Origin of the sequence: Capnocytophaga canis (assembly GCF_043187445.1) — a bacterium.
In the GTDB taxonomy this organism is placed as follows: Bacteria; Bacteroidota; Bacteroidia; order Flavobacteriales; family Flavobacteriaceae; genus Capnocytophaga; species Capnocytophaga canis.
In genome coordinates this window covers 2,630,974-2,644,232 of the sequence record NZ_CP171121.1, presented here as the reverse complement: position 1 = coordinate 2,644,232, position 13,259 = coordinate 2,630,974, and the positions used below count along the sequence as shown (strand labels likewise).

At 35.2% G+C, this 13,259-nt stretch carries 15 protein-coding genes and 2 tRNA genes; 4 read left to right on the top strand and 13 right to left on the bottom strand.

Annotated features, from left to right (window positions below):
- Positions 1-67 precede the first annotated feature (67 nt).
- Entirely contained in the window at positions 68-1,159 is a 1,092-nt protein-coding gene (gene dnaX, locus ACF3OB_RS11245; RefSeq protein WP_392447766.1) for a DNA polymerase III subunit gamma/tau, read from the top strand.
- 137 nt (positions 1,160-1,296) lie between these two features.
- Positions 1,297-1,755 carry a hypothetical protein gene (locus ACF3OB_RS11240; protein ID WP_338083752.1) on the top strand — a complete coding sequence of 153 codons (459 nt, stop codon included), beginning with the start codon at positions 1,297-1,299 and terminating at the stop codon, positions 1,753-1,755.
- Positions 1,756-1,863: 108 nt separating this feature from the next.
- On the opposite strand, the gene ACF3OB_RS11235 is transcribed toward ACF3OB_RS11240, so the two are convergent.
- Positions 1,864-2,796 carry a peptidylprolyl isomerase gene (locus ACF3OB_RS11235; RefSeq protein ID WP_212895512.1) on the bottom strand — a complete coding sequence of 311 codons (933 nt, stop codon included), beginning with the start codon at positions 2,794-2,796 and terminating at the stop codon, positions 1,864-1,866.
- A 124-nt stretch (positions 2,797-2,920) separates the two neighbouring features.
- On the opposite strand from ACF3OB_RS11235, the gene ACF3OB_RS11230 reads away from it, so the two are divergent.
- Positions 2,921-3,562, top strand: a complete 642-nt coding sequence (locus ACF3OB_RS11230; RefSeq protein WP_042008144.1) for an O-methyltransferase — start codon at positions 2,921-2,923, stop codon at positions 3,560-3,562.
- A gap of 57 nt (positions 3,563-3,619) precedes the next feature.
- On the opposite strand, the gene ACF3OB_RS11225 is transcribed toward ACF3OB_RS11230, so the two are convergent.
- The 12 genes from ACF3OB_RS11225 to ACF3OB_RS11170 form a co-directional block, all read right to left on the bottom strand.
- The gene (locus ACF3OB_RS11225) at positions 3,620-4,651 is read right to left on the bottom strand and encodes a quinone-dependent dihydroorotate dehydrogenase (RefSeq protein WP_042345325.1); all 1,032 of its coding nucleotides are present in this window, start codon (positions 4,649-4,651) and stop codon (positions 3,620-3,622) included.
- An 83-nt stretch (positions 4,652-4,734) separates the two neighbouring features.
- A tRNA-Tyr gene (locus ACF3OB_RS11220) sits at positions 4,735-4,816 on the bottom strand.
- A gap of 125 nt (positions 4,817-4,941) precedes the next feature.
- On the bottom strand, positions 4,942-5,775 hold the full coding sequence (locus ACF3OB_RS11215; RefSeq protein ID WP_392447762.1) for a hypothetical protein: 834 nt from the start codon (positions 5,773-5,775) through the stop codon (positions 4,942-4,944).
- Positions 5,772-6,581 carry a M48 family metallopeptidase gene (locus ACF3OB_RS11210; RefSeq protein ID WP_392447760.1) on the bottom strand — a complete coding sequence of 270 codons (810 nt, stop codon included), beginning with the start codon at positions 6,579-6,581 and terminating at the stop codon, positions 5,772-5,774. The genes ACF3OB_RS11215 and ACF3OB_RS11210 overlap by 4 nt, the downstream gene beginning before the upstream one ends.
- Complete coding sequence (locus ACF3OB_RS11205; RefSeq protein ID WP_042008152.1) at positions 6,559-7,011, bottom strand: hypothetical protein; 453 nt, start codon at positions 7,009-7,011, stop codon at positions 6,559-6,561. Before ACF3OB_RS11205 ends, ACF3OB_RS11210 begins: the two co-directional genes overlap by 23 nt.
- Entirely contained in the window at positions 7,008-7,418 is a 411-nt protein-coding gene (locus tag ACF3OB_RS11200) for a DUF2752 domain-containing protein (RefSeq protein WP_212895515.1), read from the bottom strand. Before ACF3OB_RS11200 ends, ACF3OB_RS11205 begins: the two co-directional genes overlap by 4 nt.
- Positions 7,415-7,768, bottom strand: a complete 354-nt coding sequence (locus ACF3OB_RS11195; RefSeq protein ID WP_095911652.1) for a TM2 domain-containing protein — start codon at positions 7,766-7,768, stop codon at positions 7,415-7,417. The genes ACF3OB_RS11200 and ACF3OB_RS11195 overlap by 4 nt, the downstream gene beginning before the upstream one ends.
- Before the next feature lie 33 nt (positions 7,769-7,801).
- Positions 7,802-9,496 (bottom strand): transcription termination factor Rho, encoded by a 1,695-nt coding sequence (rho, locus tag ACF3OB_RS11190; RefSeq protein WP_042008158.1) that lies wholly within the window; start codon positions 9,494-9,496, stop codon positions 7,802-7,804.
- Between the two features lie 248 nt (positions 9,497-9,744).
- Positions 9,745-10,353 carry a trimeric intracellular cation channel family protein gene (locus ACF3OB_RS11185; RefSeq protein WP_042008161.1) on the bottom strand — a complete coding sequence of 203 codons (609 nt, stop codon included), beginning with the start codon at positions 10,351-10,353 and terminating at the stop codon, positions 9,745-9,747.
- Between the two features lie 95 nt (positions 10,354-10,448).
- A tRNA-Gly gene (locus ACF3OB_RS11180) sits at positions 10,449-10,521 on the bottom strand.
- Between the two features lie 153 nt (positions 10,522-10,674).
- The gene (locus ACF3OB_RS11175; protein ID WP_095893176.1) at positions 10,675-11,127 is read right to left on the bottom strand and encodes a DUF302 domain-containing protein; all 453 of its coding nucleotides are present in this window, start codon (positions 11,125-11,127) and stop codon (positions 10,675-10,677) included.
- Positions 11,128-11,230: 103 nt separating this feature from the next.
- Positions 11,231-12,700, bottom strand: coding sequence for a potassium/proton antiporter (locus ACF3OB_RS11170; RefSeq protein ID WP_042008163.1), 1,470 nt, complete (start codon positions 12,698-12,700; stop codon positions 11,231-11,233).
- A gap of 175 nt (positions 12,701-12,875) precedes the next feature.
- Here ACF3OB_RS11170 and ACF3OB_RS11165 point away from each other — a divergent pair, with 175 nt between their 5' ends.
- Positions 12,876-13,163, top strand: coding sequence for a hypothetical protein (locus ACF3OB_RS11165; RefSeq protein WP_042345328.1), 288 nt, complete (start codon positions 12,876-12,878; stop codon positions 13,161-13,163).
- The last annotated feature ends 96 nt before the right edge of the window (positions 13,164-13,259 follow it).

Sequence of the window (13,259 nt, the reverse complement as noted above, 5' to 3'; positions counted from 1 at the left end):
AAAAACACCTACATTTTAAGGCTTTGATAAGGGAACGAGTTGCAAAGCCAAATGAAAAATATTACGCATGAACAATTTTATAGTATCAGCCAGAAAATATCGTCCGCAAACGTTTCGCGATGTGGTGGGGCAACAAGCCATTACCGATACGTTGACCAATGCTATTGAAAATAATCACTTAGCACAGGCACTTCTATTCACAGGGCCTCGTGGAGTGGGAAAGACAACTTGTGCCAGAATTTTAGCAAAGAAAATTAACGAACAATATTCCGGTACTCAAGATGATAACGATTTTGCGTTCAATATTTTTGAGTTGGACGCAGCTTCAAACAACAGCGTGGACGACATCCGTAAACTGATAGAGCAAGTGCGTATCCCGCCACAAGTGGGAAAATATAAAGTGTATATCATCGACGAGGTGCATATGCTTTCGACTGCTGCTTTTAACGCGTTTTTAAAAACTTTAGAAGAGCCTCCAAAACACGCTATTTTCATCTTAGCAACCACGGAAAAACACAAAATCATTCCCACAATTCTTTCTCGATGTCAAATATTTGATTTTAAAAGAATTACAGTAAACGACGCTCGTGAATATTTAAAATATATAGCTGGAGAACAAGGGATTGAGGCTGAAGATGAGGCTCTTCAAATAATCGCTCAAAAGGCGGATGGAGCCATGCGTGATGCTCTTTCTATTTTTGACCGAGTAGTAAGTTTCTCGGGAGATAGAATAACGCGTCAGGCAACTTCTGAGATTTTGAACGTTTTGGACTATGAAACATACTTTAACGTAACAGATCTTATTTTAAAGAACAAACTCCCTGATTTATTGGTAACTTTCAACAATATCATAGCACAAGGCTTTGACGGACATCATTTCATCTCAGGACTTGCGAGTCATTTCAGAGATTTAATGGTATGTAAAAACATGTCTACGATTTCACTAATGGAAATGGGAGAAGAAACCAAACGAAAATACGCACAACAGACACAACAGACAAGCGTTCCTTTTCTGATGGAAGCCATTACTATCGCCAACGATTGTGATTTAAAATATAGAACTAGTAAAAATCAGCGACTTTTGGTTGAGATTGCTCTAATGCAATTGGCTTCATTGACCTTTGAAGGAGATAAAAAAAAAATGATGGACGCTTCATAATCCCAGCTCATATTTTCAATGGAAACACTCCCGAAGAGGATAATAGTGTAGTATCCAAGCAGATAACTAATAAATCAACAACACTTCCTGTACAGGAACAGATTCCTTCCATCAGTGCCGAAGCAAGGAAGGAGGTAGTGTCGAACTACTCCATCAAAAGTGTTGTAGTCAAGCAAGAGGTATTGCGAAATTTCAAGGAAGAAGAAATCGACGAAGCCTCTTTACCTCGTGAAAAATTCACTGAAAAAGAGTTTTTTGATAGCTTTAACGCATACGTTGAAACCTTAAAAGCCCAAGGAGAACGCATTCAAGCATCGACTTTAGAAATGGGACAACCGACTCTGCATGGAACTGTTCTTGATTTACAAGTTCCAAACAAAACGATTCGTGATGAGGTCCATCGTGAAGAAGCTAAGTTATTGGGTTTTCTACGCAAATCACTTAGTAATTATGACATCTCATTAAACATCATTGAAAATGAAGAAATTATACATAAAATACGCGTAACTCCAGACGAAAAATTTGCCCGTTTGGTGGAATTAAACCCTCTATTACAGGATTTCAAAAGGACATTGGATTTGAAGTTAGTTTTTTAAATAGGAGTATTTTATTCCGTGTTTAATATTAATAAACATATACAAAATGAAGTTAGCCCAAATAATGCTTATCTAAATTGGACTAACTTCATTTCTAGTAGTTTATTATCAGTATACTTTTACCAATTCCACATCAAAAATCAACGGAGCATTTGGTGGAATTACTCCTCTTGCACCACGACTTCCATATGCCAAATCAGATGGAATTACCAAACGAGCTTTATCTCCTTCTTGAAGCAATAGAATTCCTTCGTCCCATCCTTCAATCACCTGTCCTACTCCAACAGTAAACTTCAATGGTTGTTTTCTACGGTATGATGAATCAAAAACAGTTTTATCAAGCAACATCCCCGTGTAATGTACGGCTACTTCTTCGCCTACTTCAGCCTGTTTTCCTGTTCCTTTCTCAATAATCTTATAGAACAATCCACTTTCAGTCTTTTCAAATCCTGCGGTTTCAGTAGCTAATTCTTTTTCTGTTTTTTCACGAGCTTTTGCTATGCGTTCTTCTTTTTCGGCATTGAACGTTTCAAAAACCTGCACGGCGTCCCATTGTTGAGCCTCCTCTCCTACTCGAATGATTTCAATTGCATTGATAATATCTCCTTGAGATATAGCATCTACAATATCCTGACCTTCAACAACTTCACCAAAAACAGTATGTTTTCCATCCAACCAAGGTGTTGGTACGTGTGTAATAAAAAACTGGCTTCCATTAGTGCCAGGCCCTGCATTTGCCATGGATAGGATTCCTGGTTTGTCATGTTTCAAATCTGAGCGAAATTCATCATCAAATTGATATCCAGGATTTCCTGTTCCTGTACCCAAAGGACAACCTCCTTGAATCATAAAATCGGCTATCACTCTGTGAAATTTTAACCCATCGTAATAAGGGGTACCTAAGGGTTTACTATTGTTTTTTTGTTTTCCCTCTGCCAATGCTACAAAATTCCCAACGGTTCCAGGAGTTTTGTCATGCGTCAATTTTACCAAAATATCACCTTTGGTAGTTTTAAATTTTGCGTAAATTCCGTTTTGCATTTCTTATTTTTTTAGTATGTTTGCAAAAATAAATAAGATTTGAACAATCGCCAACTGAATGTTATTTTTTTACAATCTTTACTTCTTATATTACTGATATACAACAACATAAAAAAATCATTAAATGCACTTTTTACCTAAAGAAATTGAAGAATATGCTTCTGAACATACAGAAAATGAACCTCTTTTATTACAGGAGCTGACTCGTCGTACCCATTTGCAAGTTTTACAACCCCGTATGATTAGCGGTCATTTTCAAGGGCGTGTATTGAGTTTATTATCAAAACTTATTAGTCCATCAGCAATTTTAGAAATAGGTACCTACACTGGATATGCTACATTATGCTTGGCTGAAGGACTGCAAAAAAATGGCGTTTTACACACCATTGATATTAAGGAAGAATTACAAGAACTACAACGAGAATTCTTTGACCGAAGTGGTAAAGGCAAACAAATCATTCAGCATTTAGGAAAAGCAAAAGACATTATTCCTACATTGGAAACCAAGTTTGATTTGGTTTTTATTGATGCCGACAAACAAAATTATGCTATATATTTCGATTTGATTATCAACAAGATGAACTCGGGAGGGATTATTGTATCGGACAATGTACTTTGGAGCGGAAAAGTGGTACAAAATGTGAAATCAAACGACAAACAAACTCTTGCTCTGCTTGAGTACAACAAAAAAATCAAAGAAGACCCACGTGTAGAAACCGTTTTATTTCCAATTCGTGACGGTTTGACCGTTTCAAGAGTCATATAAAAAGAGACTCCATATTCTGAAAAGTCTCTTGTCTGATTCTACTTCGATATTTAAAACTCAACTACGCTGCCCTGCGGTAGCTATTAGTTTTTTATTAATTTCTTTGATAAGATTAGGCCCCTCATAAATAAAGCCCGTATAAAGTTGCACGAGTGACGCCCCCGCGTTCAATTTTTCAATGGCATCATCTGCTGAATGAATACCCCCAACTCCAATGATAGGAAAGGCTCTACGACTTTTTTCACTTAAAAAACGAATGACCTCAGTAGAGCGTTTGGTAAGCGGTTTCCCACTAAGTCCTCCTACTTCATTTTTATTGGCTGATTGCAATCCTTCACGTGAAATAGTTGTATTAGTAGCGATTACTCCTGCTATTTTTGTTTCTTTAACAATATCGATAATGTCGAGCAATTGCTCATCGGTTAAGTCAGGTGCAATTTTTAGAAGTATTGGTTTTTGCTTTTCCTTAGCAAGATTTAATTGTTGCAATGTATTGAGTAACAATTTTAATGGTTCTTTTTCCTGTAATGTCCTCAAATTAGGCGTATTAGGAGAACTTACATTCACCACAAAATAATCCACATATGGGAAAAGACGTTCAAAACAATAGCTATAGTCGTTTACTGCGTTTTCATTTGGAGTAATTTTATTTTTACCTATATTGCCTCCAATGAGTACGTTTTTGTTCGTTTTCAAGCGTTGTATCGCTTCTTCTACCCCTTGATTGTTGAATCCCATTCGATTTATAATGGCTTTATCTTCTTTCAAACGAAACAGACGTTTTTTAGGGTTACCAGGTTGCCCTTTGGGAGTAATTGTTCCGATTTCAACAAATCCAAAACCTAAGTTTGACAATTCCTTGTAGAGTTTTGCTTCCTTATCCAATCCCGCCGCAAGTCCTACCGGATTTTTAAATTTAATTCCAAAAACCTCACGCTCCAAAGCGGGATGCTCTACTTGATAGATGGAACGAAGCAGGGAAGGGATTCCAGGGATTTTATGGATGATTTTTAACAGTGAAAACGTTAAGTGATGGGCTTTTTCAGGATCTAATGAAAAGAGAATTGGCTGGATAAATTGCTTATACATAGCTATTTATTTTATAAAATGATTAAAAAACGAAATGGTCGTATACGAAAAAAGAGACCTTCAAAACTGAAAATCTCTTTTAGTGGGAAGAGCAGGATTCGAACCTGCGAAGACATAGTCAGCAGATTTACAGTCTGCCCTCGTTGGCCGCTTGAGTATCTTCCCCCAAATGCGGTTGCAAAGATACGTATATTTTTGAAATAAAAAAGTTTTTCTTACAAATATTTTACAAAAAAAAGTAATTCAAATACAAGTGACTGTATATCAACATAAAAACACGATAATATATATCAAAAAACAATTCCCAAACCTACACTGAAGCCTGAGGTTTGCACACTTGCCAAATTCATTCGTTGATATTTAGCTCCAATGTGTAAGTTTCGATAATAGAATCGAGGCCCAACAGAAAATGAAAATACATCGTTTCGTTTGAAATAAACATACTTTAAATCAGCATGAAGGGAAAAAGGCCTAAAGAATATTTCATTTCCTAACTCAAAAGCTAATCCCCATTGTTTCAATTCGTTACCTACATATCCTGCCCCAATTCCCCAATGAGTAGAAACCCGTTGAGTTCTAATTCGGTAGTATTCACCCGTAAGCACAAAAATATCTAATTTTTCGTCCTCAGCTTGTAGCAATTTTTCCCAAAAGTGTAAATATTGTAAATTGATGCCAAAACGCTCTCCAATACGAACCTTTGCATTAAAATCATTGGTAAAGAAGCGTCCTTTTTCTGAAAAATAGTAATTTGAGCCCTCTAATCGCCATAACACAAAGTCTTCCCAAGGAGCTTCGTACTGGTAGTCACCTTTTGAATTTCCGTAAAAAGGATACCGATTTAATGTAGCTCGACTCATACGTCCTTCGGATTCAGCTTCAGTTTCAAAAGCAATATTATATGCCAATGCCAAAGTGAGGTCATATAGGAAAGATTCAAAAAATATATCCCAAAAACTTACAGAAGAATCTCCAAATGAAGTGCTGTAACCACTACTTTGTGAGGAGCTTCCCGACTGCTTTTGCTGTGGAGTTCCTAAATTATTTTTAGCTTGTTTTATCTTACTTTGTGCTGATAATGAAAGTGATAACAAACAAAAAATTACGCTGAAAATCTTTCTCATAAGTCAGAATTAATTTGTTCTTTAATCTTCTCCCAAGTAGATGTATGGACAAGCTTTCTGAAAGTAAAATCCTTATTATCAACAACTTTCATAATATATTTACTACGCTCTTCCGACATAGGATGCGAGTTAATCCATTTCAGTGCTTTAAATTCCATATCATTAAGATTGCTTGTTAGATCGGCAAAAGGTACTGGATCTATTTGAGCATTTATGAGATATTCCACTCCCAAAAGATCGGCTTCTTTTTCCATTTTTCGACTGAATGAGGAAGAAACAAGCATTTTGCTAATTTCAGAAATTAGTGTATAGTCGCTTTGTCCTGTAAGTACAGTAAATAAGACTCCTAACCCAATTTCCTTTTTTAGCGATTGCATCACGTGATCTTTCTCAATGTGAGCCAATTCATGAGCAATGACCCCCGCTAAGGCTTCAGGATTTTCAGTTTTTTGGATCAACCCTGTATATATAACCATTTGATTATCAGGTAAAGCAAAAGCATTTACCTCAGAATTGCTGAATATGTATACGTTCAAAGAATCTTTTACAATACCGTTAGCTGTACATATTTTTGCTACAATACTATCAATAGTTTTTGAAACAAAGACATTCTCCAATTCCGAATTGTACCGTTTAAAATCAGCTAAGGTAACTTCGCCCAATTTCTCCTCAATTTTATGTAGGTACTTTGAATTGTTGGGTAGGAAATTAAACACCCCAATCCAGTTGATTTGAGCCAATAGTAACCAAGAGATGAAAAAAACACCAAAAACAGCTAAACCTCTAAAAATCAGTCTTCCTATCATTATTTTTAACTATTAGATTCGTAATATCTCCATAGAACCACCACGAAATGTGTATGCCTTTTCTAACTTTTGTTGCTGTATAAAATGTGACTACAAACTCCCAAATATTAAAAATAATAGCTGCTAAAACATAAGAAATATACAGATTAGAAACTTCATTACTTCCAAAAATAATGGAAATTGTCCACCAAAATCCAACTGTATTGACGAAAAAAACACTGAGTTGCGAAATTAAAGACTGAATACAGTGCCAACGAACAAAAAAGGTATTATTTCGGTTAGCAATATAAAAAAAGAAAGTTGAAATTAAATTTACAATCGGCAAAGGTAACCCCACAAGCAACACTACAATTGACATCAGGTAGCTATATGAAGCTCGTTCTTTTTCACTTTCCGTAAGTCTTTTATTAAAATTAGATATCTCAATCATAGTCCTTTATAAATATTCCAAATCCAGTTCAATGCCAAAAATATAAAAAGCGGAATGTAAAGATACGGATTTTTTAATAGATTTTCTGCTGTAATATATTTTTGGTACAGTGTCTGTTTTTTTGTCAAAAAGTCATAGACCAGCCATATGGGAAGAATCATCAAGGCCAGTGAAACAACAATCCCCAAAGGGTTCCACTGAAAAATCGCTTCCAAAAAATCACCTCTAAAAACGGACAGAACCGAACGAGTTGAACCACAGGAAGGACAAGGAACATCGGTAATTTGTTTTGACAAACAAACAGACACCCCAACGCTATGTTGTTCAAGAAACAAGTTAACTACTAACCAAATCCATCCAACAATAGAAAGAAGCGTTACAAAAACATACAGGTTTCTTGAGGTCAAAATCGCAATAAATTTTGTAACATTTCAAAGTTTTTATCACGAGTGGCATCCATGATCAAAAACCAATCGACAATTGTCCAAATTCCTAAACCTCCACAAGTAAGCAATTTAGCAATTCCCAAACCAATATCGCCAATGAAGAAACGGTCGATACCCAAACCTCCTCCAATAAGAGAAACGATTAAGGCTGTTTGCGAGTCCTTAAACTGTAAACTCTGTAGCATAACCCACTGATTTTCATTCATTTCAGACAACTGTTTTCGGATGTAAGGAATAGCTTCACTCTTGAAGTACTTTCCATTTGATACGATAAACATATCAACTTTGTTTGCGTCTACTTTTATTTCCATTTTAAATTAATTATGAAATATTTTATTATTTTTTTACTGATTCATTGTTAATAAAAACTCCTCATTATCGCGAGTTTGTTTAATTCTATTTTCCATAAATTCCATAGCCTCCAAAGGATTCATATCGGCTAAGTATTTACGTAGAATCCACATACGTTGCAATGTTTTTTCGTCAAGTAATAAATCATCACGACGGGTTGAAGACGAAATCAGGTCGATGGCAGGAAAAATACGACGATTAGCAATACGGCGATCCAACTGCAATTCCATATTTCCTGTTCCTTTGAATTCTTCGAAAATAACCTCATCCATCTTTGATCCAGTTTCGGTTAGAGCGGTTGCAATAATTGACAGAGAACCTCCATTTTCAATATTGCGAGCTGCTCCAAAAAAACGCTTAGGTTTGTGCAAAGCATTAGCATCCACACCTCCTGTAAGCACCTTACCTGAGGCTGGTTGCACGGTATTGTATGCTCGTGCCAAACGAGTGATTGAATCTAAAAGAATAACCACATCATGTCCACATTCAACCAATCGCTTGGCTTTTTCTAAAACAATATTGGCTATTCTCACATGCTCCGAAGCCTCTTTATCAAAGGTTGAGGCGATGATTTCACCACGAACACTTCGTTGCATATCCGTAACCTCCTCCGGACGTTCATCAATGAGCAATACCATCAAGTACACCTCTGGATGATTTTTTGAAATAGCATTAGCTATATCCTTAAGTAACATCGTTTTACCTGTTTTAGGTTGAGCTACAATCATTGCTCTTTGCCCTTTTCCAATAGGAGAAAATAGATCAATAATACGCGTTGAAGGCGTACTTCCTTTATCTGCCAATTTAAATTTTTCATTGGGAAAAAGTGGAGTCAAATGCTCGAAAAGTACTCGATCACGTACAATTTGCGGATCAAGACCATTGATTTTCAAAACCTTAAGCAAAGGAAAATATTTTTCACCTTCCTTCGGGGGACGCACTTCACCCAGTACGGTATCTCCTGTTTGTAATCCAAACAATCTGATTTGTGATTGGGAGACATAAATATCATCGGGAGATGCTAAGTAGTTGTAGTCCGAAGAACGCAGAAATCCATAGCCGTCCTGCATAATATCCAAAACTCCTTCGCACTCTACGATGCTATCAAATTCAAAATCAGGTGAACGGTATCGATTTCGTTTCTCTTTATCAAAATTTTCAGAGTTGTTATTTTGTCCATTTCCATTGCGATAGGTATTCTGATTTTGCCCTGTCTTCTGCTGATTTTGAGATGTTTGTTGAGATTGATTTGTAGTATTTTGGTTATTCTTTTTCTGAAATCCTACTTTCTGGAATTGTTTATTCTCCTTATTATTAGTGGTAACATTTTCCTTAGCATCGGATTTTGGAAGTTGTTCTTTATTAGTTTTTCCGTTGTTTTGAGTATTTTCTTCTTGTATCTTTTCCTCCTTTTGAGGAACGGTTGGAGTGGTAGTCGAGGCTGAATTTGATTTCTTTTTATTTGTTACAGTCTTTCTTTGAGTTTTCTTTTGTGTCTGCTTTTTGGTTTTCACCTCATTCTTTTCGCTTTCCTGTTGTTCTTGAGAAGGGTTAGCTGCCTGATGATCAAGAATTTGGTAAATCAAATCCTCTTTGTTGAAACTGCGAAACTTAGGCACTTTCATTGCTTGAGCTATTCCCTGCAATTCAGGTAGCTTCATAGATTTTAAATCTGTAATGTCTAACATTTGAATCTTAAATTATTTAAAGAAATATGGGTTTTAATAGCTATCAAAACATTGTAGCTACTTTGGTTGTTCAGAAAAATATTATAGTATGTGTTTTGAGAAAATCTTTTTAGATAGTGTTCCTTGAAGACGAGGCAAATGTAATATTTTTTTTTGAATTGACAATTTTTAGCGTATATTTTTTCCTTGAAAAGATATAAAAGTATTTATGTACTCAGCGTTATATTCAAGTTTTTCGGATATGTGAGCTAACCTATTTTAGGCAATTCCAATGATTTTTTGATGGCATAAATTCGAAAAGCTATAATAAAAACAATGGTTATCAAAGAAATATAATCGTGAAAAAAAGGTAGCTCTTTCAACCCCAAATACATTAAACTACCTACAACACAAGGAGTTGCATAAATTTCTTTATGAAAAATTACAGGAATATCATTACAGAGTATGTCTCGAATAACTCCACCAAAACAAGCACTCATCACTCCGATAGACACAACAATGGTCGGATGCAATTCATAGGAAAAGGAAAGTGCTATCTCTGTTCCAATAATGGTAAAAAAAGCGATACCAATAGTATCAAATAATAATAAGGATTTTCGCAAATAATGAATTTTATTTCGGAAGATAATAGCAAACAAGGTTCCTCCGAAAATCATTGCTACGTAAATAGGGGCTTGCATCCAAAAAACCGGTGTTCGACCTAATAGTACGTCTCGTAGGGTTCCCCCTCCAAGTCCAGTAACGAACGCGATGATGAAAATCCCGAACAAATCCATTTTCTTTTCGCGAGCAGCCAAAGCTCCTGAAATAGCAAATACAAAAACTCCTGCCAAATCAACAGCGTAAAATAAATCCATAGTATCAGTATTTTTACAGTTGTAAAATAGTCTAATTAGAGAAGTAAGGTTACATACATTTTATATACATAAAAAGCCGTCTTTCGACGGCTTTGAGCGGGAGACGAGGTTCGAACTCGCGACATTCAGCTTGGAAGGCTGACGCTCTACCAACTGAGCTACTCCCGCCTATCCTTTTGTTTTACGGTTGCAAAGATACGACTTTTTTTATTCTCTCCAAATTTTTAATCACTTTTTTTTGAGTTTTTTTTGAAAATATTTATAACATACTGTTTAACAACATATTAAAAATAAACTTTTTTTTCCACATCTTAATTGAACTTACATAGAAATACTTTTTTCTATTATTTTTAGCATTGCTTGGTCAATTTTTTCAAGTAAAGGTTTTGTTTTTTCAATCGTATAATCATTATATAAGGTTTCTAAACGTTTATAGGTTACAAAAGTTTTTCCGTTGACTTCTCTAATAAGTATTTTTAAAGGTAATTCAATAGCTAATAATTGATTTTCTTGCATCAAAACGGTACCTACTTTCGGATTCCCTATAATTAAAACTGTGGTAGGAGCCAAATGTAGTGCCGATTTTTTAGCTGCTTTGCTATGATCAATCACTGAAAATATTTGTATATTCTCCGAGGTCAATCCTTTTTTGAGTAACTTTATTGTCTGCTTGAAATCATACTTACTTTCTACAGTAAACAACTTGTTATCAATCGATTGTGAAAACACACTTATCGAAAAGAGACATATAAAAAATTTAAATAACTGCTTCATATGAATTTTAAATTTATTTTTGAACTTCCATAGGTATCCCCTCTCTCTGGTAATTTATTTCTATTTTTATCTGAGTGAAAAAATCTTCAAGTTATTATTAAAGTTATGACTCCAACTCCAAAGCATTGCGAACCTCATCCATAACTTGGGTGTTATCAGATATAACAATCAGGGTATCATTTCCTTCAATTTGGGTAGAACCGTTAGGAGTTATGTATTTGTCTTTGCGTTTTATCATTGCTATAATGGCATTGGAAGGAAAGTCCACATCTACTATTTTTTTGTCTACCACATAGCAATCTTCTGGAATAAAAATTTCTTGCATGACCGCACGAGGATGTTCTCTCTTGATAGCATCGGCTGGGTTTTCTTCATTTTCGGCAGGTTGTTCAGATGCCAAATTGAGCCACTTGGCTACCATTGAAAGTGTTGTTCCTTGAATTAATACGGAAGTTACCGAAATAAAAAATACTATATTAAAGATGATATTTGCTTTTTCAAGACCTGCTAACATAGGGTACGTGGCAAATACAATAGGTACAGCTCCTCGGAGTCCAACCCACGAAATATAAGAACGTCGTGCGAAACTCATTTTGAAAGGCAATGTTCCCAAAAACACACTTAATGGGCGTGCGACTAAAATCAAGAATACAGAAATCAACAATCCAATTCCCATCAATGGAATGGTTTCAGAAGGATTAACTAATAAACCTAAGGTCAAGAACATCACAATTTGCATTAACCATGCCAATCCGTCAAACATTTTGATAACACTTCCTTTGTGGATAAAACTGTGATTACCTAAGTAAACCGCAGCTACGTAAATTGCTAAAAATCCATTACCACCAAGTGCTTCGGTTCCTGAAAAAGTAATGTACATCAAAGCTATGGCTAACACAGGATATAACCCTTCAAATCCTAAAGATATTCTGTTGAAAATAATTTTACTAAGTCTCCCAAAGATAAATCCTAAAATACCACCTAATATAATCTGCTTTAGGAAAATAAAAATTACACCTAATAAATCTTGATCAGGAATTTGTACCAAACCTAAAAAAGTAGTTGTTAAAACGTAAGCCATAGGATCGTTACTTCCGCTCTCAAACTCCAAAGTTGGACGTAAATTTTCTTTGAGTTCTAGATTTTTAGATCGTAAAATCGAAAATACAGCAGCAGCATCAGTCGATGACACAATCGAACCTAATAGCAAACTCTCAAATATAGTAAAATCAGTAACATACCACACAAAAACTCCTAAAAACACGGCGGTGAGCAGTACTCCAACTGTAGAAAGCATAATCCCTTGTCCCAAAATGGGTTGTACAGACTTCCAACGAGTCTCCAATCCTCCTGAAAACAAAATAAAATTCAGAGAAAGAATTCCAATGAATTGAGCCAATCCAGGATTATTGAACTCTATTTTCAAGATACCATCACTACCGGCAAGCATCCCAACACCTAAAAATAAAATCAAAGTAGGCACTCCGAATTTGTAAGAAGTTCGTCCTGCAACGATACTAACAAGTAGTAGTAAAGACCCGACGAGTAATATGTTTTCCGAGGTTAAATTCATAATATGTACATGGTTTTGGTGCGAAAATATGAAAAAAAATTAAGAACCAAAACTGAAAAAATAGTTTTATGCTAAAAAAAATGACTATCTTTGCATTACCCATTGATGTCTTTTTCATAAAGAAACGTAAAAACTAAGATGTACTATTTTATATCTATCTGAAAAATAAATTGTTATGAAATTTAAATTATTCTCCTTACCAAAAAATAAAAAATACAATTACACTCCTCGCTATTATGATGGAAAAGAAAAAGGAAACATCTATGATTTAGACTCTCGTATCCGAAAAGATCGCGAAACACAGACCAATCACTTCACTGCTCAATGGCGAGATGTCCGTGCTAACAGTCGAAATACCAAAAACGTAGAAATCAACAAAACTTTTCTAATTGTGTTAGCGATTTTACTATTTTTAGCATTGTATATACTTGATTTTGATCTATCTATATTTAAAAGGAGCTAATATATAAAAAAATCAGCCTGATAGGAAATAGATTAAAAAATATAGCTTGATATATACAATCCCACAGACTACCAAGAAAACGATTCCTAAAATAAA